This is a genomic window from Comamonas sp. HJ-2 (assembly GCF_053615495.1).
This window is the reverse complement of record NZ_JBSIFD010000013.1, coordinates 24190-47813: the sequence shown is the minus strand read 5'-3', so window position 1 is coordinate 47813 and position 23624 is coordinate 24190. Positions and strand designations below refer to the sequence as shown.

Sequence of the window (23624 nt, the reverse complement as noted above, 5' to 3'; positions counted from 1 at the left end):
AGGACTCGCATGCCGCTTTTGCCGCTTCACAAACGTGCATTCATTCTTCTTTTAATAGCAGTGACCGCAGGATTCGGCTTGGTTCTAGAGGAATATGCCGTAGCCATCTTCTGGGGTGTGGTGTTTGCCATCGTCTTCGCCCCCCTGCACCGCAAGCTGCTGATGCGCATGCCCAACAAGCCCACGCTGGCCGCGTTGGCAACCTTGCTAATTAGTCTGGTAATGGTCATTTTGCCGCTGTCTCTGATAGGCCTCTCGCTCATCAAGGAGACTGCCGCCATCTACGATCGAATCAGCAGCGGCAACCTGTCCGCCGGCAGCTACGTGGAGCAAGTCTTCAATGCACTTCCCTCCTGGCTGACGCCATGGATGGAAAAACTGCACCTGGGCACTCTGGAGGAAATCCAGACCAAGCTCTCCAACATCGCCCTGCAGGCCAGCAAGCTCGCCGCCACCAAGGCTGTGGGGCTGGGTCAGAACACCCTGGGCTTTGTGGTGGGCTTTGGCGTCATGCTCTATCTGATCTTTTTTCTGCTGCGTGACGGCAAGGAGTTGGTCGCACGCATCTGGGCAGCCACGCCGCTCGCGCCCGAACACAAGCGCGAACTGGCCATCAAGTTCATTACCGTCATCCGGGCCACAGTCAAGGGAAATCTGGCCGTTGCAGCCGCCCAGGGCGCGCTGGGGGGGCTGATTTTCTGGCTTCTGGGCATTCAGGGCGCAGTACTCTGGGCAGTAGTCATGGCCTTTCTGTCGCTGCTGCCAGCAGTGGGGGCAGGCCTTGTCTGGGGGCCGGTGGCTATCTACTTTCTGGCCACGGGCGCCGTCACCAAGGGGCTGATCCTTGCCGCTTATGGTGTGCTGGTCATCGGCCTGGTGGACAACGTGTTGCGCCCCCTGCTGGTCGGCAAGGACACCAAGATGCCCGACTATGTGGTTCTGATCTCCACCCTGGGGGGCATGGCCTTGTTCGGTCTTTCGGGCTTTGTGCTCGGCCCCGCCATTGCCGCCCTGTTCATGGCGGCCTGGGAGTTGTTTGCCACCATGCAGGAGCAGGAGGAAAAGCTGCTGAACCGGGAAATCGCGCAAAAGCGCACAACAACCGATCCGCAACAGCCTGTAGAAAGCCCTGCCCCCACCGTCGCTCCCCCTCCTGCCGAAACACGCAAAAGCGACACAGACTAGGGATTTCCTGTTCAACCCGGCCTGCTGGCCGATGGCTTTTCGAGCAGAAAGTTGATAGGTTTAGAGGTGCAGGTTGAAAACTATCGCCGTCATTAAGAAAAACAAAAACGAAACATAAAACTCAAAGTCGCTCAACGTTACTCAAGAATTAAGGGTTTGTAACTGCTATCAAAAATGGGGGGGGTCGTAAAATTTGCTTTCACATAAGCGTTCATACGAAAAGGTACCCCACAATGGACCAATTCTCCAGACGCCAGTTCATGAAAGTGACTGGTTCGACTCTGGCGGGTTCAAGCTTGGCGCTGATGGGCTTCTCACCCACAGCCGCCCTTGCTGAGGTGCGACAGTACAAACTGTCAGCCACCACCGTAACCCGTCAAACCTGCACCTACTGCTCCGTAGGCTGCGGCATCCTCATGTACTCCCTGGGCGACGGCGGGAAAAACTCCCGTCTGTCCGTGATGCACGTGGAAGGCGACCCGGATCATCCGGTCAATCGCGGCACGCTGTGTCCCAAGGGTGCATCGCTGCTGGACTTTGTCCACAGCCCCAGCCGCCTCAAGTACCCCGAATACCGCGCCCCCGGTTCGTCCGAGTGGAAGCGCATGTCCTGGGACGAGGCACTGAACCGCATCGCCAAGCTGCTCAAGGAAGACCGCGACGCCAATTTCGTTGAAACCAACGAAAAAGGCCAGAAGGTCAACCGCTGGCTGACCACCGGCATGCTGGCCGCTTCGGCCTCCAGCAACGAAGCCGGCTACATCACGCACAAAGTGGCCCGCTCCTGGGGCCTTCTTGCACTCGATAACCAAGCACGTGTCTGACACGGCCCGACGGTGGCAGGTCTTGCCCCGACGTTTGGCCGTGGAGCGATGACGAACCATTGGGTCGACATCAAGAACGCGGACGTTATTTTGATCATGGGCGGCAATGCCGCCGAAGCACACCCCTGCGGCTTCAAGTGGGTGACCGAAGCGAAGGAGCACAACAAGGCTCACTTCATGGTGGTCGATCCGCGCTTTAACCGCTCGGCATCCGTGGCTGACTTCTATGCGCCGATCCGCTCCGGCTCGGACATCGTCTTCCTCGGCGGCGTGATCAATTACCTGCTGACCAACGACAGGATCCACCACGAGTATGTGAAGAACTACACGGACTTCTCATTCATCGTGCGCGAGGACTTTGCGTTCGACGAAGGTATTTTCTCCGGCTACAACCCTGAAAAGCGTACCTATGACAAGGCGTCGTGGGACTACGAACTGGGCGAAGACGGCTTCGTGAAGGTGGATCCCACTCTGGAACACCCTCGCTGCGTCTATCAGTGGCTCAAGAAGCACTACGCCGGCTATACCCCCGAGAAGGTGGAATCCATCTGCGGCACACCCAAGGAAAAATTCCTGCACGTGTGCGAGAAGCTTGCTTCGACCGCCGAAGCCGGCCGTGTTGCCACCATCCTGTACGCACTGGGCTGGACCCAGCACACCACGGGTGCGCAGATTCTGCGTACCGGTGCCATGATCCAGCTGCTGCTGGGCAATATCGGTATCGCTGGCGGCGGCATGAACGCGCTGCGCGGCCACTCCAACATCCAGGGCCTGACGGACCTGGGCATCCTGTCTGCTTCGCTTCCCGGGTACCTGACGCTGCCGAACGAAGCCGAACAGGACTACAACCAGTACATCGCCACTCGCACGCCCAAGCTGCTGCGTCCCGGCCAGATGAATTACTGGTCGAACACGCCCAAGTTCCATGTCAGCCTGATGAAGGCGTGGTGGGGCCCGGCGGCAACTGCTGAAAACAACTGGGCGTTCGACTATCTGCCCAAGTTGGACAAGCAGTACGACATGCTGCAGATCTTCGAGATGATGACGCAGGGCAAGGTCAACGGCTATATCGCTCAAGGCTTCAACCCCTTGGCGGCTCTGGCCAACAGCAACAGCGTGCGCGACGGTCTCAAGAAGCTGAAGTTCCTGGTCATCATGGATCCGCTGGTTACGGAAACTTCGGAATTCTGGAAGAACCACGGCGAATTCAACGACGTGGACTCGGCTTCGATTCAAACCGAGGTGTTCCGCCTGCCAACCACTTGCTTCGCTGAAGAAGACGGTGCCGTGGTCAGTTCCTCGCGCGTGCTGCAGTGGCACTGGAAGGCTGCCGAGCCCCCAGGAGAGGCCAAGACCGACATTGCCATCATGTCCGGTCTGCACCTGCGCCTGAAGGCTCTCTATCAGAAGGAAGGCGGCAAATTCTCCGAGCCCATCACCAACCTGTACTGGCCTTACGCCGAAGCCGACCACCCCTCTTCCGAGGAAGTGGCCAAGGAATACAACGGCCGTGCGCTGGTGGATCTGTTCGATCCCAAGGACCCCACCAAGCTCATCCGCAAGGCCGGCGAGCAGTTGGCGGGCTTTGGCGAAATGCGCGATGACGGCACCACCCTGGGTGGATGCTGGATCTGGGCTGGTAGCTGGACCTCTTCCGGCAACCAGATGGCTCGTCGTGACAACAGCGACCCGACAGGCATAGGCAACACGCTGAACTGGGCCTGGGCCTGGCCTGCGAATCGCCGCGTGCTTTACAACCGCGCGTCTTGCGACCGCCAGGGCAAGCCCTTCAACCCCGAACGCGTGCTGATCAAGTGGAACGGCAAGCAGTGGGGTGGAGCGGACGTGCCGGACGTGGCCGTGGGCCTGGATCCCGAGGTGATCAATCCCTTCATCATGAACCCCGAAGGGGTGGCCCGTCTGTTTGCCCGCAAGGGCATGGCAGAAGGTCCGTTCCCCACGCACTACGAGGCGTTTGACAACCCGCTGGGCTACAACCCCATGTACCCCAACAACAAGCAGGCCGTCATCAGCCCCGTGATGCGCATCCTGGCAACTGCCAAGGACACGCAGGGCGACCCCAAGGACTACCCGCATGTAGGCACGACCTACCGCCTGACCGAGCACTTCCATTACTGGACCAAGCATGTTCAGCTGAACAACATCGTTCAGCCCGAGCAGTTCGTGGAAATCGGCGAGGCACTGGGCAAGGAACTGGGCATAGAGACCGGCCAGAAGGTCAAGGTTTCGTCCAAGCGCGGTTTCGTGAAGGCCGTGGCCGTGGTGACCAAGCGCATCAAGCCAATGAAGATCGATGGCAAGACCATCCATCACGTGGGCGTGCCGATTCACTGGGGCTTCTCCACGACGGGACGCAAGGGCTATCTGGCGAACAACCTGACAGCCTCCGTGGGTGACGGTAACAGCTTGACCCCTGAATCCAAGACCTTCCTCGTGAAGGTGGAAAAGATCTAAGGAGCCACGCTGATGTCCTCAACCATGTCTCTCGATATCAAACGCCGTTCGGCCACGACAACCCCCGCACCCAGCGCACGCGGTGCGCACGCGGGGGAAGTCGCCAAGCTGATCGACGTCTCCAAATGCATTGGCTGCAAGGCTTGCCAGACCGCCTGCATGGAGTGGAACGACCTTCGCGACGAAATCGGCACGGTTGCCGCAGGCGTCTACGACAACCCGACGGATCTGACGTCGGAGTCTTGGACCGTGATGCGCTTTGCCGAGTACGAAAACGAAGCCACAGGCAATCTGGAGTGGCTGATCCGCAAGGACGGCTGCATGCACTGCGAAGACCCGGGCTGCCTGAAGGCCTGCCCCTCGCCTGGCGCCATCGTCCAATATGCCAACGGCATCGTGGACTTCCAGCAAGACCAGTGCGTGGGCTGCGGCTACTGCGTCACGGGCTGCCCCTTCAACATTCCGCGCATCTCCAAGAAGGACAACAAGGCGTACAAGTGCACCTTGTGTTCGGATCGCGTGGCTGTTGGCCAGGAGCCCGCCTGCGTCAAGACCTGCCCCACGGGCGCCATCCAGTTTGGCACCAAGGAAGCCATGCAGGAGCAAGCGTCCCGCCGTGTCGTGGACCTCAAGGAACGCGGCTACGAAAAGGCAGGCCTCTACGACCCGCAAGGCGTGGGCGGCACGCACGTGATGTACGTTCTGCATCACGCGGACAAACCTTCGCTGTACAAGGGCCTGCCGGACGATCCGTCCATCAGCCCCATGGTGTCGCTGTGGAAGGGTGTAGCCAAGCCTCTGGCCATGGCCGCACTGGGTGCAGCCGCAATCGGCAGCCTGTTCCACTACATCACCAAGGGACCCAACGACGTATCCAAGGACCTTGAGGATGAAATGGAACGCAAGGACGCCGAAGCGCTGAACAAGGAGAACGGCAAATGAAACGCAATCCTCGCGACCTCGTGCGCTACAACGCATCGGAGCGCGCCAACCACTGGGTGGTAGGCATTTGCTTCATCTTGCTGGCCCTGTCCGGTCTGGCGTTCTTTCACCCGGCCTTCTTCTGGTTGACCAATCTGTTCGGCGGCGGTCCCTGGACCCGCATCCTGCACCCCTACATCGGGGTTGTCATGGGCGCATTCTTCGTCATCATGGCCTGCCGTTTTGCCAAGCTCAACATCGTTGAGCCGCGCGACATCGAATGGCTCAAGAACGTCAACAAGATGATCGATGGCGACGACCACGACATGCCCGAACAGGGCAAATACAACGGCGGTCAGAAGCTGTTGTTCTGGGGCCTGGTCATCGGCATGCTGCTGATCGTGATCACCGGCTTTCTGATGTGGCGCGCTTGGTGGACATTGCCGGTCAACGTGGTGCGAGCGGCTTCGGTGGTTCACGCCATCGCTGCCGTGTGGATGATCGGCCTGATCATCATGCACGTGTATGCCGCCATCTGGACTCGTGGCACCATTCGCGCCATGCTTTATGGCACAGTAACGCGAGCCTGGGCCAAGCAACACCACCGCGGCTGGTACCGCAAGATGACGGGTGACAACGACTAAGGTTTTTAGTCCTCTCCCCTAACAACCCAGCCGCCAAGCGTTTATCGGCGCTCGGCGGCTGATTCATTTGGAAACCCTGTCAATGCAACGCATTCTTCAACCCGGTGAAATCGAAGCACTGGATCACACCAGCTTTCCCCGCATCTTGCTGCCCCAGGTAAGCAGTCTGTTCGCCGAACGCGCTGCACGCCTGCGCCAGCTGGCCAACGGCAATCCCATTGCAGACTATCTGCTGTTTGTGGCCCAGATCATGGATGCGCAGCACAAGGCTGCCGCCACCATCGAGATATCTGCACCCGATGCCGAACTCATGGCGCGTGCTCAGGAGCACTCCATGCCCCTGCTGCCCGCAGTGGACACCATCGATCCCGCCTGGCAGGCCGTACTGGACAATATGCTCGACACGCTGCAGGGCAGCGAAGGCCTGCCTGCACCGCTGCAGCCCCTGCTCAAGGAGCTGCGTGCACTGACTCCCGAGACCCGTGCAGACATTGCCAAAAAGCTGCTGCAAAAGGAAGTCGCCGCCCGCCACGTGGGCATGGCACCCTTCATCATGGCTGCGCTGCAAGTGACCTTTGCCAAGCGCTCGGCCAGTCTCAGTGCCCGCGACGTTCCCTATACCGACCCCGCCAGCATCTGCCCCGTCTGCGCCAGCGAGCCTGTGGCCAGCGTCATCCGCATTGGCGGCAAAGTGGCCGGTCACCGTTACGCTCATTGCGGCACCTGTGCCTGCGAATGGCATATGGTTCGCGTCAAGTGCACGCACTGCGAATCGACCATGGGCATCCACTACCAGGGCATTGACGGTTCGGGCGAAGAAGTTCTGGCCGAGACATGCGACGAATGCGGCAGCTACCGCAAGATCGTGAATCAGGAAAAGAACCCCATGGTCGAACCTCTCGTCGACGATCTGGCCAGCCTGATGCTGGATCTGCTGATGAGCGAGACCCAGTTCCAGCGCGCCAGCGCCAATCCTCTGTTGTTTGTGGCCGTGGCCGAAGAGCAGCAAGGCGAGGCCGATCACGAACTGGTGGACCCTGCGGCGTAAACCTGCCGGCTCCAACCGCCACCATAATGAAGGCGGCAGGAACTCCTGCCGCCTTTTTCATTTTTTGACGACCCGACACACCTTGGCCATGAGCAATACCGCAGCGACCGCCCCTGAAATTTCGCACCCATCTCAGCTTCCCGCCGTGGACAAGGTCTTGCTCGCGATCGAGATGCAGGTGCTGCGCGAGTCCTACGGCCTCGATGCCTGCACCAAGGCAGTCCGCGATGTGCTGACGGGGTTGCGCCAGCAGCTCCTGGGTTTTGCCGATCAGCCTGGCCAGAGCGTGCAGGCCGACATCGCCAGCATCGTGCAAGCTGCGCAGCGCCAGCTTCAGGCCCGGTTTGCGCCACGCCTGCAAGCCGTCTTCAATCTCACCGGCACGGTGCTGCACACCAACCTGGGCCGCGCATTGCTGCCGCAGGCCGCGATCGATGCCGTGGTACAGGCCATGAACTCCCCGGCCAATCTGGAATATGACCTTGAAGACGGCGGTCGCGGCGATCGCGACGATCTGGTCGAGTCGCTGATCTGCGAGCTGACCGGTGCCGAGGCCGCCACCGTTGTCAACAACAACGCCGCAGCCGTGCTGCTGGTGCTGTCCACCATGGCCATGGGCAGGGAAGTCGTGGTCTCGCGCGGCGAGCTGGTGGAAATCGGCGGCGCCTTCCGCATTCCCGATGTCATGACCCGCGCCGGCGCCAGGCTCGTCGAGGTCGGCACCACCAACCGCACGCATGAGAAAGACTATGCAGAGGCCATAGACGAGAATACGGCCGCGCTCATGAAGGTGCACTGCAGCAACTACGCCATCACCGGCTTTACCAAGGCGGTGAGCGACGCCGATGTCGCCCGCATTGCGCACGACAGCAATCTGCCGATGATTGTCGACCTGGGCAGCGGCACGCTGATCGACATGCGCGACTGGGGACTGCCCTATGAGGTCACGGTGCGCGAGACGGTCGAGTCCGGTGCCGACATCGTCACCTTCAGCGGCGACAAGCTCCTGGGCGGCCCGCAGGCCGGCATCATCGTCGGCAAAAAGGAGCTGATCACCCAGATCAAGAAGAACCCGCTCAAGCGCGCGCTGCGCGTGGGCAAGATCACGCTGGCGGCACTGGAGCCCACGCTGCGCCTGTATCTGAACCCCGAAAAGCTCGCCCAGGAGTTGACCACGCTGCGCCTGTTCACGCGCCAGGCCGCCGACATGCAGATCCAGGCCGAGCAGCTGCAGCCTCTGCTGCAGCAGGCACTGGGCCAGGACTATGTGGTGGAAACCGCGGCCATGAGCAGCCAGATCGGCAGCGGCGCCCTGCCCGTGGAAAATCTGCCCAGCTTCGGCCTCAGGATTTATCCCGCCAGTGGCAAGCATGCGGGTCGCCAGCTGACCCGGCTCGAAGCGCGCTTTCGCGCCCTGCCCCGGCCCGTGATCGGGCGGCTGCATGACGATGCGCTGTGGCTGGATCTGCGCTGCCTCGAACACCCGGCGCAGGCCCTGTTTGCCGCGCAGCTGCCGCAGCTGGCCTGAGGCAGTCCCATGGCCCCGGCCCCTGGAATTTATACAAAAACACCTTGCATCGCTTGATACACAAGCGCCAGCAGCCAACAAAACTACAAGCACACCATGATCATCGGAACCGCAGGCCATATCGACCACGGCAAAACCACGCTGGTGCGTGCGCTCACGGGCGTGGAAACCGACCGTCTCAAGGAAGAGAAAGCCCGCGGCATCTCCATAGAACTCGGTTATGCCTACAGCCCGTTGCCCAACGGCGATGTGCTGGGCATCATCGACGTGCCGGGCCACGAGAAATTCGTCCACACCATGGCCGCCGGAGCCGTGGGCATTGACCATGCCCTGCTGGTCGTGGCTGCCGACGACGGCGTCATGCCCCAGACCCTGGAGCACCTGGAAATTCTGCAGCTGCTGGGTGTCAGGCGTGGCAGCGTGGCGCTGACCAAGGTCGATCGCGTGCTGCCGCAGCGCATTGCCGACGTGCACCGCGAAATCAACGCCATTCTCGGCGTCACTGCACTGGCGGACAGTCCCATCTTCGAGACCAATGCCGCAGAACCCGGCAATGCCGGCGTACAGGCCCTGCGCGAACATCTGCAGGTGCAGGCCCAGATGATGCAGGCGCGTCCCCGAGACGGATTGTTCCGGCTCGCCGTGGACCGCGTCTTCACGCTGCCGGGCCAGGGCACGGTGGTCACGGGCACGGTCTTCAATGGCCAGGTGCGGGTGGGCGACACGCTGGCGCACTCGGCCAGTGGTCAGGCCGTGCGTGTGCGCAGCATTCATGCACAGAACCAGAGCAGCGACAGCGGCGTCGCCGGCCAGCGCTGCGCACTCAATCTGGCGGGCATAGGCAAGGACGAGATCGAACGCGGCGACTGGATCATGGACCCACGCCTGCTGCAGGCCACGGACCGCCTCGACATTCATCTGCACCTGCTCGGCGAAGCGCCCTTGCTGGCCCAGTGGACGCCCGTCCATGTGCACCTGGGCACCAAGCGCACCACGGGCCATGTGGCGCTGCTGCAGGACGAGGCCATAGAGCCCGGTACCGAGGCTCGGGTGCAGTTGGTGCTCGATGCGGCGGTCTTCGCCCTGCCCGGCGACCGCCTGATTCTGCGCAACGCCCAGGCCAGCCGCACCATCGCCGGCGGCATGGTGCTCGACCCCTATGCTCCGAGCCGCAAGCGCCGCAGCGCAGAGCGCATGGCCTACCTCGACGCCATGGAGCAGCTAATCGCCCGCAACGACTTCAGACCGCTGATCGCACAGGCCCCGCACGGCATTGCGCGTTCGCAGCTGGTGTGTCTGGGCGGCCATGCCTTCCCCGAGGCCAGCCTTGCCGACACCATCCAGTTGCCCATCGCCGGCGGCGATGCCCTGGTGCTTGGCCTGCAGCGCTGGCAGCAGCTGCAGACCCAGGTCATCGACAGCCTGGCGCGCTTTCATGAAAAATCGCCCGACGAGCCCGGCGTCAACGCGGCCAGACTGAGGCGCATGGCCTTGCCCGGCCTGCAGCAAGGCAGCTACGACGCGCTCTATCAGGGCCTGGTCGATGCCCTGCTCAACAGCCAGTTGCTGGCCAGCACCGGCGCCTGGCTGCATTTGCCGCAACACAGCGTGCAGCTGAGCAGCGCCGAGCAGACGCTGGCCGAAAAACTGCTGCCCGCCATTGCTGCAGGCCGCTATGACCCGCCCTGGGTGCGCGATCTGGCGCGCGACCATGCCGCTGGCGAAGAGCCGGTGCGCCAGCTGCTCAAAAAGCTTTCGCGCCAGGGCCAGCTGTTCCAGGTCGTCAAGGACTTGTTCTATGCACCGGTGCGCATGGATGAACTCGCCGCCCTGGTTGCCGACATCGCCAGCCAGCACGCCAGGGGAGAGGTGGAAGCCAGCGCATTCCGCGACGCCACTGGTCTGGGCCGCAAGCGCGCCATCCAGATTCTCGAATTCTTCGACCGCACCGGCTACACACGCCGCGTGCGCGACGCCCATCTGCTGCGCCCTGACGTGCAGTGGAATAGCACGCCACGCTGAGCCTGCAAGGGAAACCAGCGGAAACCAGTCCAGGTTCCTTATCCCGCTTGGGCAACAAGCTATCAAATCAGAGTAGAGCCGGATATGCGGTCTTGACGTTCTGTTTGTCATCAGGTGCCGGATTGCTGGCTACAATCACCGTCTTATCTTCTACAAGAGTGGCAACTTCCACTCTTGACTCAAAGGAAGGCAATCGTGCCCGGTGGCGCGGCCGGGCTTCAAACCCGGTGGGGGGCGTCAGCCGCTCCCGGGTTGGTTCGACTCCAGCTGCTTTCCGCCACTTCCCCCTCTTTGCATTTCAGACCGCGGCTTCCTGCTCCTGCAGCATTCGCCACATCACCTTGCCGCTGCCGCTCTTGGGCAAAGCCGTCACGAATTGCACCCGACGTGGGGACTTGTAGACTGCCATATTGTCATGGCACCACTGGATGATCTGCTCTGCCGTCGTCGCCTCATGGCCGGCACGCAGCACGACCACAGCCTTGACGGTCTCGCCGCGATAGGCATCCTTGGCGGAGATCACGCAGGCCTCCTGAATCGCCGGATGGCGGAACATCAGCGACTCCACCTCGGCGGGCCATACCTTGAAGCCGCTGGCATTGATCATGCGCTTGAGCCGGTCGGTGATGAAAAAGTAGCCATCCTCATCCACGCGCCCCAGATCCCCGGTGCGGAAAAAGCGTTTGCCATCGAGCTCCATAAAGCTTTGCTCGGTCGCCTCGGGGCGTTGCCAGTAGCCCTCGAACACCTCGGGGCCGTTGACCACGATCTCGCCCTGCTCTCCCTGGGCCACCTCTTCCAGCGTGTCGGGGCTGATCACGCGCGCATCGGTGCTCATGAAGGGGATGCCCAGACATTGCTGCTTGGGATGGTCGGGCGGATTGCTGTGCGAGGGTGCGGCGGTTTCGGTCAGGCCATAGCCCTCGCAAAAACGCAGCCCGTACTGTTCCAGCAGTCGCTGGGCCACGGCCTGGGGCATGGCGGCGCCGCCGCCGCCGATGTATTTGAGGCTGGACAGATCGAAGGACGCAAAGTTGGGACTGGCCAGCAGATCGATCACCATGGTCGGGATATTGGTCCAGCTGGTGACCTGATAGTGCGAGATCAGGCGCCCTGCCAGCTCACGCTCCCAGCGCGGCATGATGATCAGCGTCGCCCCCATGTAGATGGCACTGTGCAGCACGGAAACCATGCCTGTGATGTGAAACATGGGCACGACGGCGAGCACCACGTTCTCGCTGCTGCCCGTGCCCCACATCGCGCCGGAAACGGCGTTGTGGTTGATGCTGCGGTGCAGGTGCATGCAGCCCTTGGGCTGGCCCGTGGTGCCGCTGGTATAGGGCAGCAATGCCAGGTCGTCACGACCCGCGGTATGCGGCGGCGGCAGCTCGCTGCAGGCCAGTGCCTGCGTCCAGGCATGGACCTTGCCATGGCTCAGGCTTGCGGGTTCGCGCTCGCCGAGCAGCCAGTTGCGCCAGGCTTCGGGCGGTGCATCCGGCCCTTGCACATCGGCATCAAAACCGTCGGTGAATCGGGTGACCAGCAAGTGCTGCAATGCTTCGGACTGCGGCAAGGCATTGCTGGCCTTGGCCAGCTCCGGCGCCAGATCGGCCGTGGTAATGGCCACCTTGGCGCCCGAATCCGTGATGTAGTGCTTGAGCTCCTCCGCCGTATTCATGGGGTTGACCGGCACCACCACCGCATTGGCTCGAAAGATGGCGTAATGCGCCAGCACCAGTTGCGAGCTGTTTTGCATCAGCACGATGACGCGGTCGCCTTTTTGCACGCCCAGGCCATGCAGATAGGCGGCCATGCGCTCCGTTCCCTCGCAGAGTTGCCGATAGGTCGTGGTGCGTCCCAGAAACACCAGCGCGGCTTTGTCCGGATAACGCCTGGCATTGATAGCGAGGTTTTCCCAGACACTGGTTGCTGGAACGGTGATGGAATATGGCAGCCGATTGGGCCAAAACTTGTGGTGAGCGGGCATGAGTCAGGCAATCAGAAAAGCGTATACATAGTCCGGGTGGACTAATCAGTCCGCAAGACTAGGCCTGCAACCTCGGCCCGGCATCCGGGATGGCCCCAACAGTCGGTCACGCAGGTGACGGTCGAGGCGGCCTGACGCGGCTCAAGCTGGTCCTGCCCCGCGCTCTGGCTTACCATGCGCAAATGCCTCATGAATCACGCCTGCAGCAGTCGCTGCGCCAGCTACTCGCCAGTCAGCGTACTGCCGCCCTGGCCGTTCAGCCACAGGCCGGTTCATCAGCCCCCGGATATCTCCCCGCCCCAGGCCTGTCGCTGGTGCCCTGGGCCTGGAGTGGCAAATTCAGCTGTCTGATACTGCATGTCAGTGCGCTGGCCAGCCACACACAGGCCATGGAGCTGCATCCTGCCGTCAGTCTGCTGATGAGCAGGCCAGAGTCCGCTGGCGAAGCCGTGCATGCGCTGGAGCGCATCAGCATTCAGGGCGTGGCCTCCACTCCCCCAGGCGACAGCGGCCTGTGGCAAGGCGCCCGTGCCAGCTATCTGGCGCGCTTTCCCGAAGCCGAGCCCATGACGGCGCTGGGAGACTTTCGCTTTGTCTGCATCACGCCGCAAGGCGGCAGGCATGTCGCCGGCTTCGGCGCAGCGCGCGATGTGGACGAGCACGATCTCATCGCCGCACTCAACCCGGCTGCCTAGCCTTTGCTGGCCCGGCCCGACCTGGATTGGCCAGCTTGAGCCTTGAGCACATGCTCGGCAATCAGGCACATGCAGGGCAGCGGCTGGCCCTGCATCAGGGCCTGAACATGGTCCTGCCAGATCTGACCCTGCTGCTCCACGTTTGCGTCCAGAAAGCACTGCAGCATCTGCTGCGGATCTGCACAGGTCTGATAGTGATAAGGATTGCGCCGCAGGCATGCCGCGCGCAAATGCAGGCCCAAGGCCTCCCAGGTCACCGCCCTGCCTTGCAGGCGCTGCCACTGATGCAGCAGCTCATGGGCGAAGACGCCAGCCACCACAGGGTGGGCAAGCCGCAGCGGCTTATGCGGGTCCCGGTGCTCAAAAAAGCTGCGCGGCAGATAGATGCGCCCGCCGCCCAGGGACAGCGCGCGCCTGGTATCGCCCAGACGCCGCACATGCAGACGCATGCCGGGCAGCAGCTCATCCAGCGTAGTGCCGAAAAGCCGCTGCGCGAAACCGACCTCGACCGGCATCAGGCTTCGCCGCCAGAACATCATGCAACAGGCCGTGCGCAAGACGGATTCTGCATCTCGGAGACTTCCTGCGAGCTCTAGAACTCGAAGACCTGAGCCGGCTGCGGAACCTGCACCGTGAAATGCAGGCGCTCGTGCAGCAGCGTGGCCAGGGCCCGGGAGGCATGCGACTCCCCATGCACCACAAAGGTCTGCTGCGGCGGGCGGCTAAAAGCGGCCGCCCAGTCCAGCAAGGCTTGCTGGTCCGCATGGGCCGAAAAGCCACCCAGGGTATGGATACCGGCACGGACCTCGACGTCATCTCCAAACAGGCGCACCTGCCTGGCACCGTCGACCAACCTGCGGCCCAGCGAACCTTCAGCCTGAAAGCCGCAGATCACCACCGCACACTCGGGCCTGGACAGATTGTTCTTCAGATGATGCAGCACCCGTCCCGCATCGCACATGCCGCTGGCCGAGATGATGACCGCGCCGCTCTTGATGCGGTTGAGCTTGATGGAGTCCTCCACATCGCTGATGAAATGAATGTGCGGCGATTCCTTGAGTCTCCTGACACTGCCCAGCAACTGCCTTGCCTCCTCGTCGAACACGCCGAAGTGCCGCAGCGTGATGTCCGTGGCCGCCACCGCCATCGGCGAATCCACAAATATCTCTACCGGCGGCAAGCGCTGCTGCTGGATCAGCTGCAGAAAGTGATAGAGCAGCTCCTGCGTGCGCCCCACGGCAAATGCCGGGATGACCACATTGCCATGAGGAACCGTGCGCGTGACCACATCGACCAGCTCTTCCAGGGTATCGCCCGTGCTCTTGTGCTGCCGGTCGCCATAGGTGGACTCGATGAGCAGCAGATCGGCTTCCAGGATCGGCGTGGGATCGCGCAGAATCACCCGCCCCGGCTGGCCCAGATCGCCGCTGGCCACCAGCTTGCGCGTGCCGCCATGGCCATCTGCCAGCCATAGCTCCGCAATGGCCGAGCCCAGAATATGCCCGGCATCCTGAAAACGTACCGTCACCGCAGGATGGGGTTCGAAGCTGTGGCCATAAGGCACGGCCTGGACCTGCTCCAGCGTGCTCGCCACATGGGCCAGCGAATACAGAGGAACCGTCGGCTCACGCTCGTGCCCCCGGCCTTCACGCCGGCGCCGCGCCGCCCGTTCGGCATCCATCATCTGGATATGGGCGCTGTCCTTGAGCAAGACCTCGAGCAAGTCCTTGGTGGCCAGCGTGGCATAGATAGGGCCCTTGAAGCCCTTGGCCACGACCTTGGGCAGCAGGCCGCTGTGATCGATGTGCGCATGGGTCAGAACGACGAAATCCAGACCTGCGGCATCAAAGGCAAAGGCTTGCTGGTTGTGCTCGTCAGCCTCGCGGCCGCCCTGAGCCATGCCGCAGTCGATCAGAAATCGGCAGCCATGCGCCTCGACCAGGAAACAGGACCCCGTGACCGACTGCGCCGCACCGTGAAAAGTGATGTTCATGAAGCATCCATTGACGATCCACATGGACCGTCAATGAATCTAGCACCACTGGCGCCTGCGTTTCCAGAGCCTCAAGTCTTGCCTTGATGCCCATCAAACCGCTGAGCCTGTCCGGGCGCCGTAAGCACCGGCTGGCTGTGCAGCAGGAGTCACCAGCCGGCAAATCGGCCGCCAGGGCGGACGGGACTGCTCTCGCCTCAGCTGCTTGCCGCCACAGGCTCTCCGCTGTCCCAGCCGCCGCCCAGCGCACGGATCAGCGCCACCGTGGCCGTGTACTGCGCGGTACGCACCTGCAAGGCCTGACGCCGGTTGCGCAGCTCGTTGCGGCGCGCATCGAGCAGCTCCAGCTGGCTCACCAGACCGTTGCGATAGCGCACGTCCGAGAGGTGCGTGGCACGCTCCGAGGATTGCACGGCCTGCCCCAGCACATGGGCCTGGCCCGAGAGCAGGCGCAAGGCACTGAGCTGATCCTCGACCTCCCTAAAGGCCGCGAGCACCTGACCGCGCTGGGTGGCCACTGCGGCCTCCAGGCGCGCACGGGCGCCCTCTTCCTGCGCGGCGCGCTGGCCGCCGTCGAAGATGGGCAGGGACAGCAAAGCGCCTATGCCCCAGGAGCGCGCCGACCACTTGAACAGATCGCCAAGCTCCGGCGAGGCATAGCCGCCATTACCCGTGAGCGTGATGGCCGGAAACCATGCGGCCTGGGCCACGCCCACGCGCGCCTGGGCCGCCAGCACCGATGCCTGGGCCGCCGACACATCGGGGCGGCGCGCCAGCACCGTCGCGGGCACGCCTGCCGGAATCACGGGCAGCGCTGCCAGCACCGGCTGCGCGGCCAGCGTGAAGCCAGTGGCGATATCGCCGACCAGCACGGCCAGCGCATGCGTGAGGGCCGCCTGCTGGCGCTCCAGCGCCAGCGTCTCGGCCTCGGTGGCCGAAACCTCGGTCTGCATGCGCGCCACGTCCAGCTCGGCCGCATCGCCGGCCCGGAAGCGCTTCTCGATCAGCGTCAGCGTCTCGCGATAGGCCGCCAGACTCTGCTCGACCAGTTGGCGCTCGGTCTGCAGCGAACGCAGTTGCAGATAAGTCTGCGCCACATCGGCCTGCACCATCAGGCGCGTGCTCTGCAGCAGGGCTTCGCGTGCATTGGCATCCTCGCGCGCTGCTTCGCTGGCCCGCGACAGCCTGCCGAACAGATCCGCTTCGTAGGAGAAGTTCAGGCCGGCCGTGACCAGGGTGGCGGGCTGCAGGCCGTTCGCGGTGTTCAGTCCGGCCTGGCGCACAGCGCCGCCCGAGGCCCCGATCTGCGGCTGCCGCTGGGCATCGGCCGAGCGCAGCAGTGCCCGCGCTTCGGCCAGGCGTGCCGCAGCAGTCTGCACATCGGTATTGGCTTCACCCGCACGCTCCACCAGAGCGCTGAGCTCGGTGTCTGCAAATACCCGCCACCAGGCACCGCGCGACTGGGCCTCGGCCGGGGCGGCCTGCGTCCAGCCCGCGGCTGCGGCCTGGGCGCTGAAGCTTGCGGGCACTGCAACGCCGGCATGCTGGTCCACCGTGGGCGGTGCGCTGGCGCAACCCGCCAGCACCAGGGCTGCCGTCAGCGCGCTCAGGGACGGCATCAGGGATCGAATGCCTTGCATCGTTTTCATATCGGAATCCATGGTTGATTGGGGCTTATTCGTCATGGCCGCGCGGCGCGGCAGGCATGGGCAGGGCCGAGGCGCCGTGACCCGGCTCGCTGATCGGCGCCACATGGCTGCCGTGCTGCTGCAGCGGACGGTTGCCGGCCAGACGGCGCAGCACCACATAGAACACCGGCGTGAGGAACAGGCCGAAGGCCGTCACACCGATCATGCCGGCGAACACCGCCACGCCCATGGCACTGCGCATCTCGGCGCCCGCCCCCGTGGACAGCACCAGCGGCAGCACGCCCATGACAAAGGCCAGCGAGGTCATGAGGATGGGGCGCAGGCGCAGGCGACTGGCTTCGATCGCGGCCTGCACGGGAGTGCGGCCGGCAAATTCCAGCTCGCGGGCGAACTCCACGATCAGGATGGCGTTCTTGGCCGACAGCCCCACAAGCACGATGAGCCCGATCTGCGTGAACACATTGTTGTCGCCACCGCTCAGCCACACGCCCGTCATGGCAGCCAGCAGGCCCATGGGCACGATGAGGATGATGGCAATCGGCAGGGTCAGGCTTTCGTATTGCGCCGCCAGCACCAGAAAGACCAGCAGGATGGCGATGGGGAACACCAGCACGGTGGAATTGCCGGCCAGGATTTCCTGGTAGGTCAGCTCGGTCCACTCGAAGCCTATGCCGGGCGGCAGGGTTTCGGCAGCAATGCGCTCGACGGCGGCCTGAGCCTGGCCCGAGGAGAAGCCGGGCGCGGGCCCGCCATTCACGTCGGCGGCCAGAAAGCCGTTGTAGCGCATGGCGCGTTCGGGCCCGAAGCTGGGTTCGAGCTTCATCAGCGCCGACAGCGGCACCATCTCGCCTGTGGTGGAACGCACCTTGAGCAGACCCACGTCTTCGGCGCGCGCCCGGTAGGCGGCATCGGCCTGGACGCGCACGCTATAGGTGCGGCCGAACTGGTTGAAGTCGTTCGCATACAGACTGCCCAGGTAGATCTGCAGCGTCTCGAAGATATCCGTCACGGGCACGCCGAGCTGGCGCGCCTTGGTGCGGTCGATGGCGGCATAGAGCTGGGGCACGTTGACCTGCCAGCTCGTGAACAGGCCGGCCAGCTCGGGCGTCTGGTAGGCCTTGGCCATGAAGGCCTTCACGGCCGCGTCCATGGCGTCGTAACCCAGCGAGGCGCGATCCTCGATCTGCAGCTTGAAGCCGCCGGTGGTTCCGAGGCCGGCCACGGGCGGTGGCGGGAACATCGCGATAAAGGCTTCCTGGATGCTGCCAAAGGCCTGGTTGAGCTGACCCGCCACAGCACCGCCGCTCTGGTCGGCATGCGTGCGCTCGGCAAAGGGCTTGAGCGTGACAAAGACGATGCCCGAGTTGGAGCTGTTGGTAAAGCCGTTGATGGACAGTCCGGGGAAGGCGATGGCGTCTTCCACATTGGGATTGTTCTTGACGATCTCGCCCATGCGGCGGATCACGTCTTCGGTGCGGTCCAGTGTGGCGCCATCGGGCAACTGGGCAAAGCCGACCAGGTACTGCTTGTCCTGGGCCGGCACAAAGCCGCCGGGCACCAGCTTGAACAGACCCCAGGTCGCACCCACCAGCACGGCGTAGATCACCAGCATCAGCGCCTTGCGGCCGATGACGCGCTGCACGCCGCCGCTATAGGCATCGGAGCCACGGCGGAACAAGGCGTTGAAGCGGCGGAAAAAGCCGCCCAGCACGCGCTCCATGCCGCGCGTCAGCGCGTCCTTGGGAGCATCGTGGCCGCGCAGCAGCAGCGCGGACAGCGCAGGTGACAGGGTCAGCGAGTTGATGGCCGAGATCACCGTCGAGATGGCGATGGTCACCGCGAACTGGCGATAGAACTGGCCCGTGAGGCCGCTGATGAAGGCCAGCGGCACGAACACGGCCACCAGCACCAGGGCGATGGCGATGATGGGCCCGCTGACCTCCTGCATGGCGCGGTAGGTGGCCTGGCGCGGCGACAGCCCGGCCTCGATGTTGCGCTCCACGTTCTCCACCACCACGATGGCGTCGTCCACCACGATGCCGATGGCCAGCACCAGGCCGAACAGGCTCAGGGCATTGATGGAAAAGCCCAGCAGGTGCAGCACGGCAAAGGTACCCACCACCGACACCGGCACGGCCAGCAGCGGAATGATGGATGCGCGCCAGGTCTGCAGGAACAGGATCACCACCACCACGACCAGGGCCACGGCTTCAAGCAGGGTCTGGATCACGGACTTGATCGAAGCCCGCACGAACTGCGTGGGGTCGTAGGCGATGCGGAACTCCACGCCCTCGGGCATGTGCTTTTGCAGCTCGGCCATGGTGGAGCGCACATTGGCCGAGATCTCCAGGGCGTTCGAGCCCGGGGCCTGGAACACGCCCATGCCCACGGCGGGGTCGTTGTTGAGCAGGGAGCGCAGCGAATAATCGGCCGCGCCCAGCTCCAGCCTCGCTACGTCGCGCAAGCGCGTCACCGCGCCGTCGGCACCGGTCTTGACGATGATGTCGCCGAACTCCTCCTCGGTCTGCAGACGGCCCTGGGCATTGATGGACAGCTGCATGTCAACGCCAGGCAGGCCGGGCGAGGCACCGACCACGCCGGCCGCGGCCTGCACGTTCTGGCCACGGATGGCAGCCACCACATCGGCGGCCGAGAGACCGCGCTGCGCCACCTTCTGCGGATCCAGCCAGGCGCGCATCGAATAGTCGCCGCCGCCGAAGATCTGCACCTGGCCCACGCCCTGGATGCGCGCCAGGCGGTCCTTGACGTTGAGCACGGCATAGTTGCGCAGATAGTCGATGTCATAGCGGCCGTTGGGCGAGACCATGTGCACGACCATGGTCAGGTCGGGCGCGCTCTTGACCGTGGTGATGCCCAGGCGGCGCACTTCCTCGGGCAGGCGCGGCTCGGCCTGGGAGACGCGGTTCTGCACCAGCTGCTGCGCCTTGTCGGGGTCGGTGCCCAGGGCGAAGGTCACGGTCAGCGTCATCACGCCGTCGGTCGTGGCCTGGCTACCCATGTAGAGCATGCCTTCCACGCCGTTGATGGATTCCTCCAGCGGCGTGGCCACGGTTTCGGCAATCACCTTGGGATTGGCGCCCGGGTAATGGGCGCGCACCACCACCGAGGGTGGAGCGACCTCGGGGTATTCCGAGATCGGCAGCGTTCGCATGGCGATCAGGCCTGCGAGAAAAATAAGCACCGACAGCACACCCGCAAAGATCGGGCGGTCGATGAAAAATCGGGAAAGGTTCATGGTGTCGGAGGATTAATGGTTCTCAGACCGTGGGTTGCTTGGCGGCGCCGCGGCCATCGGCCAGCTCGGCCTTGACATCCATGGGCACGTCCTGAGGCGCAACCACTACGCCGGGGCGCACACGCTGCAGTCCGTTGACGACGATGCGCTCGCCGGCCTTGAGGCCCGAAGTGACCACGCGCAGGCCGTCCACCGGTGCGCCCAGTTGCACCTCCCGGTACTCGGCCTTGTTGTCAGCGCCAATCACCAGCACGAATTTCTTGCTCTGGTCCGTGCCCACGGCGCGCTCGTTGATGAGCACGGCCTGGGTGGTCTGGGGCTGGCCCATGCGAATGCGCGCGAACTGGCCGGCCATGAGCGTGCCGTCCGCATTGCCGAACACGGCCCGCACGCGCACCGTGCCGCTCTTGGCATCGACCTGGTTGTCTATGAGCTGCAGATGACCGGCATAGGGCGTGCCGCCGCTGGTACCCACCCCCATCTGAACGGGAATGGTTTCAATCAGCGCACGCGTGCTGCGTACCTGGCTTGCGCTCTGCAGACCCTGCAGCGCCTGGGCCACGATCTGCTCGTCCGCGTCGAAACTGGCATACATCGGGTCCACCGATACCAGGGTGGTCAGCACCGGAGCACCGGCTCCCGAGCTCACAAGATTGCCCACCGTGACCTCGATGCGACCCACGCGCCCGCTCACCGGAGCCTTGACCTGGGTGTAGCCCAGGTTCAGCTTGGCGGTCTGCAGCGCAGCCTGGGCGGCGCGCAGATTCGCATCGGCTTCGCGCCGGGCATTCACGCGCTCGTCGTATTCCTTTTGCGCGATCGCCCGCTCGTCCCACAGACGCGTGGCGCGCTCGGACTCGCTCTGGGTATAGGCCATGCGCGCCTTGGCGGCAACGACCTGGGCTTCGGCGCGATCGACTTCTGCCGCATAGGGCGCCGGGTCCACGGTGAACAGCAGATCACCGGCCTTGACCAGCGCGCCTTCCTTGAAATGCACGGCCTGCACCGCTCCCGAGACGCGCGGCTGCACATCCACACGCTGCACGGCTTCGAGGCGGCCGGAGAATTCATTCCACAGCGTTACGTCCTGCTGCAGGACCTGGGCTGCCGAAACTGGCACAGCCGGCGCGGCGGCTTGCGCAGCGGGCGCTTCGGCATGCGATGACAGGCCCAGCATGGCGGCAGTCGTGGCGATCACGGCAGCGGCGACGCCGGCGGCGGCCCACCGGCGGCGGTTGGAGAGTTTGGAGTGCTCGTTCATGGCAATGTCTTTGGTTCAAGGGTTGAAAGCGGTAGCGGCTCTTTCGGCGGCGGGCAAGACTCATCCCTTCCAGCGCTCAGGCCAGGAATCGAATGAGAAAGAGAAGAAAAAGGCGCAGCCGTGCTGCTTCCGGCCCACGGGGCCGGGTCAGGTCAGCGGTATCAGCAGGGCAAAATCAGCTCAGAGCCGACATCGGGTGGTTTCGAAAAACTGGCGCAGTTGCTCCTGCAGCTGCGCGGCGCAAGGGCAGGACTCGGGCGGCTGCTCCAGCAGCGCCTGCGGCCATTGCCCGGCTTCGGCAAACACATGGCGATGCACGCTCAGGCCGGCAGCTTCCAGGCGCGCGCCATAGTTCAGTGCCTCGTCACGCATGGGGTCGGCCTCGCCGACCAGAATCAGCGTCGGCGGCAGTCCCGCGAGACGGCGGGCTCGCGCCGGCACCGCATAGGGGTGCTCAGCATCATGCGGCTCGCCCAGGTACTGGCACCAGCCCGAAGCCCATTTGCATTCGACGGACTCGCCCTGAGCGGCACGCTGCGAAGGCGTGGCCGAGCAAGGGTCCAGCATGGGAGAGATCAGAATCTGCCCGGCCAGCGGCGGCTGCTGCTGATCGCGCGCCATCATGCAGACGCCGGCCGCCAGATTGGCTCCAGCCTCTTCACCGGCCAGATAGAGCGGAGCGCCCTTTCCGGCCAGCTTGCTGCGTTGCTTGTAGGCCCACAGCAGCACCTCGTAGCCCAGCTCCAGCGGACGCGGAAACGGATGCTCGGGCGCCAGCGGATAGGCCAGCGACACCACACAGGCCCCGGCCGCCGCCAGCGAGCTGCCGACGGTGCAGCCGTTGTCCAGACCGCCGGTCACAAAGGCACCTCCATGGAAATGCAGCACCAGCGGGACCACTTCGCCGCGCCGCTTGCCGCCGTATATGCGCACATCTGCCTGCACACCGTCGGCCACGGAGATCGTGGTGTCGGTATGAGGAATCGGCTGCGATGCGGTGGCTTTGGTGTTTGACATGGATTTTCCGGACAGGACCGGGTGATGGAACAGAAATGTAGCAACAGCAAGTGACGGCATAAACCCCGCAAACGCGGCCACACTGTTTCCAATTCTCGAACAATGACGGTGTGAGCTGTGTGTGAGAATCCCGCATCCTCGGCGAGTCCGGGTTTTCGCGAGGACAAGGAGATCCCATGGATCAGATACAGGCCATGCGTATTTTCGCGCGGGTTGTGGAAGCCGGCACTTTCACGCGTGCAGCCGATTCGCTGCAAATGCCAAAAGCCAGTGTGACCAAGAACGTTCAGGCTCTGGAAGAGCGCCTGCGCGTGAAGCTGCTCAACCGTACCACGCGTCGCGTCACCGTGACCGCCGATGGTGCGGCCTATTACGACCGCGCCGTGCGCCTGCTCGCCGACTTCGACGACCTCGAGGCCAGCGTCAGCCAGGCCCGCACCACGCCGCGCGGGCGCCTGCGCGTGGATGTGGGAACCACCGTGGCGCGTCTGCTCATCATTCCCCATCTGAGCGAGTTCCAGTCTCGCTATCCCGAGATACAGATCGACCTGGGCGTGAGCGACCGCACCGTGGACCTGATCAGCGACAACGTGGACTGCGTGATCCGCGGCGGCGAGCTGGCCGACCAGTCCCTGGTGGCGCGCCGCATCGGCAATCTGGAATTCATCACGGTTGCCGCTCCCGACTATCTGCAGCGCCACGGCGTGCCCCAGCATCCGCGCGATCTGGAGTCCGGCCATCGCAACGTGATCTATTTCTCTCCGGTCTCGGCGCGGCGCTATCCGCTGGAGTTTCACAAGGGCGGCGAAGTGATTGAGATCGCCAGTCCTGCACATCTTGGTGTCAACGAAGGCAATGCCTATATCAGCGCCATCCTTGCCGGCCAGGGCATAGGACAGCTCAGCCGCTTCCAGATTCACAAGTACCTCGAAAGCGGCCAGCTGCAGCGGGTGCTGGAGGACTGGAAACACCCTTTGCTGCCGATCTATGTGGTCTATCCGCCCAACTCCCACCTCAGCGCCAAGGTGCGCGCCTTTGTGGACTGGGTGGTGGAGCTGTTTTCGCGCAATCCGCTGCTGCAGGGCGAAAGCCGGCCCGCCTAATCAGGCAGAGCCCCAT

Annotated in this window: 16 protein-coding genes and 1 tRNA gene; 10 read left to right on the top strand and 7 right to left on the bottom strand. The window is 63.7% G+C overall.

Translation table 11 applies throughout. The features are described from left to right. The first annotated feature begins 9 nt into the window (after positions 1-9). From ACWGXF_RS12255 to ACWGXF_RS12220, 8 genes are all read left to right on the top strand, one after another. Positions 10-1185 (top strand): AI-2E family transporter, encoded by a 1176-nt coding sequence (locus ACWGXF_RS12255; RefSeq protein ID WP_256630386.1) that lies wholly within the window; start codon positions 10-12, stop codon positions 1183-1185. Between the two features lie 233 nt (positions 1186-1418). After that, positions 1419-4484: a formate dehydrogenase-N subunit alpha gene (gene fdnG / locus ACWGXF_RS12250; RefSeq protein WP_148301939.1), complete on the top strand. Its 3066-nt coding sequence runs from the start codon at positions 1419-1421 to the stop codon at positions 4482-4484. Between the two features lie 12 nt (positions 4485-4496). After that, positions 4497-5426, top strand: coding sequence for a formate dehydrogenase subunit beta (fdxH, locus tag ACWGXF_RS12245; RefSeq protein WP_003079546.1), 930 nt, complete (start codon positions 4497-4499; stop codon positions 5424-5426). Beyond that, a complete protein-coding gene (locus ACWGXF_RS12240; protein ID WP_003066500.1) occupies positions 5423-6049 on the top strand; it encodes a formate dehydrogenase subunit gamma in 627 nt (208 codons plus the stop codon). The genes fdxH and ACWGXF_RS12240 overlap by 4 nt, the downstream gene beginning before the upstream one ends. Before the next feature lie 82 nt (positions 6050-6131). Then, complete coding sequence (gene fdhE, locus ACWGXF_RS12235) at positions 6132-7097, top strand: formate dehydrogenase accessory protein FdhE (protein ID WP_256630385.1); 966 nt, start codon at positions 6132-6134, stop codon at positions 7095-7097. Positions 7098-7185: 88 nt separating this feature from the next. Next, positions 7186-8625 carry an L-seryl-tRNA(Sec) selenium transferase gene (selA, locus tag ACWGXF_RS12230; protein WP_256630384.1) on the top strand — a complete coding sequence of 480 codons (1440 nt, stop codon included), beginning with the start codon at positions 7186-7188 and terminating at the stop codon, positions 8623-8625. A 96-nt stretch (positions 8626-8721) separates the two neighbouring features. Next, positions 8722-10647 carry a selenocysteine-specific translation elongation factor gene (selB, locus tag ACWGXF_RS12225; RefSeq protein WP_452101975.1) on the top strand — a complete coding sequence of 642 codons (1926 nt, stop codon included), beginning with the start codon at positions 8722-8724 and terminating at the stop codon, positions 10645-10647. A 184-nt stretch (positions 10648-10831) separates the two neighbouring features. Next, positions 10832-10927, top strand: a tRNA-Sec gene (locus ACWGXF_RS12220). 18 nt (positions 10928-10945) lie between these two features. On the opposite strand, the gene ACWGXF_RS12215 is transcribed toward ACWGXF_RS12220, so the two are convergent. Further along, positions 10946-12634: a long-chain fatty acid--CoA ligase gene (locus ACWGXF_RS12215; RefSeq protein WP_452101974.1), complete on the bottom strand. Its 1689-nt coding sequence runs from the start codon at positions 12632-12634 to the stop codon at positions 10946-10948. Positions 12635-12816: 182 nt separating this feature from the next. On the opposite strand from ACWGXF_RS12215, the gene ACWGXF_RS12210 reads away from it, so the two are divergent. Then, on the top strand, positions 12817-13329 hold the full coding sequence (locus tag ACWGXF_RS12210) for a pyridoxamine 5'-phosphate oxidase (RefSeq protein WP_256631240.1): 513 nt from the start codon (positions 12817-12819) through the stop codon (positions 13327-13329). Here the strand turns inward: ACWGXF_RS12210 and ACWGXF_RS12205 are convergent. From ACWGXF_RS12205 to ACWGXF_RS12180, 6 genes are all read right to left on the bottom strand, one after another. Then, positions 13326-13868 carry a hypothetical protein gene (locus tag ACWGXF_RS12205; protein ID WP_256630362.1) on the bottom strand — a complete coding sequence of 181 codons (543 nt, stop codon included), beginning with the start codon at positions 13866-13868 and terminating at the stop codon, positions 13326-13328. The genes ACWGXF_RS12210 and ACWGXF_RS12205 overlap by 4 nt on opposite strands. 53 nt (positions 13869-13921) lie before the next feature. Then, on the bottom strand, positions 13922-15322 hold the full coding sequence (locus ACWGXF_RS12200; protein WP_256630361.1) for an MBL fold metallo-hydrolase RNA specificity domain-containing protein: 1401 nt from the start codon (positions 15320-15322) through the stop codon (positions 13922-13924). Positions 15323-15519: 197 nt separating this feature from the next. Continuing rightward, positions 15520-16983 carry an efflux transporter outer membrane subunit gene (locus tag ACWGXF_RS12195; protein ID WP_256631239.1) on the bottom strand — a complete coding sequence of 488 codons (1464 nt, stop codon included), beginning with the start codon at positions 16981-16983 and terminating at the stop codon, positions 15520-15522. Positions 16984-16996: 13 nt separating this feature from the next. Beyond that, on the bottom strand, positions 16997-20227 hold the full coding sequence (locus ACWGXF_RS12190; RefSeq protein WP_452101973.1) for an efflux RND transporter permease subunit: 3231 nt from the start codon (positions 20225-20227) through the stop codon (positions 16997-16999). A 22-nt stretch (positions 20228-20249) separates the two neighbouring features. Further along, positions 20250-21488, bottom strand: coding sequence for an efflux RND transporter periplasmic adaptor subunit (locus tag ACWGXF_RS12185; protein WP_452101972.1), 1239 nt, complete (start codon positions 21486-21488; stop codon positions 20250-20252). 180 nt (positions 21489-21668) lie between these two features. Beyond that, positions 21669-22505, bottom strand: coding sequence for an alpha/beta hydrolase (locus tag ACWGXF_RS12180; protein WP_452101971.1), 837 nt, complete (start codon positions 22503-22505; stop codon positions 21669-21671). Between the two features lie 176 nt (positions 22506-22681). Here ACWGXF_RS12180 and ACWGXF_RS12175 point away from each other — a divergent pair, with 176 nt between their 5' ends. Beyond that, positions 22682-23608 (top strand): LysR family transcriptional regulator, encoded by a 927-nt coding sequence (locus tag ACWGXF_RS12175; protein WP_087865174.1) that lies wholly within the window; start codon positions 22682-22684, stop codon positions 23606-23608. Positions 23609-23624: the final 16 nt, after the last annotated feature.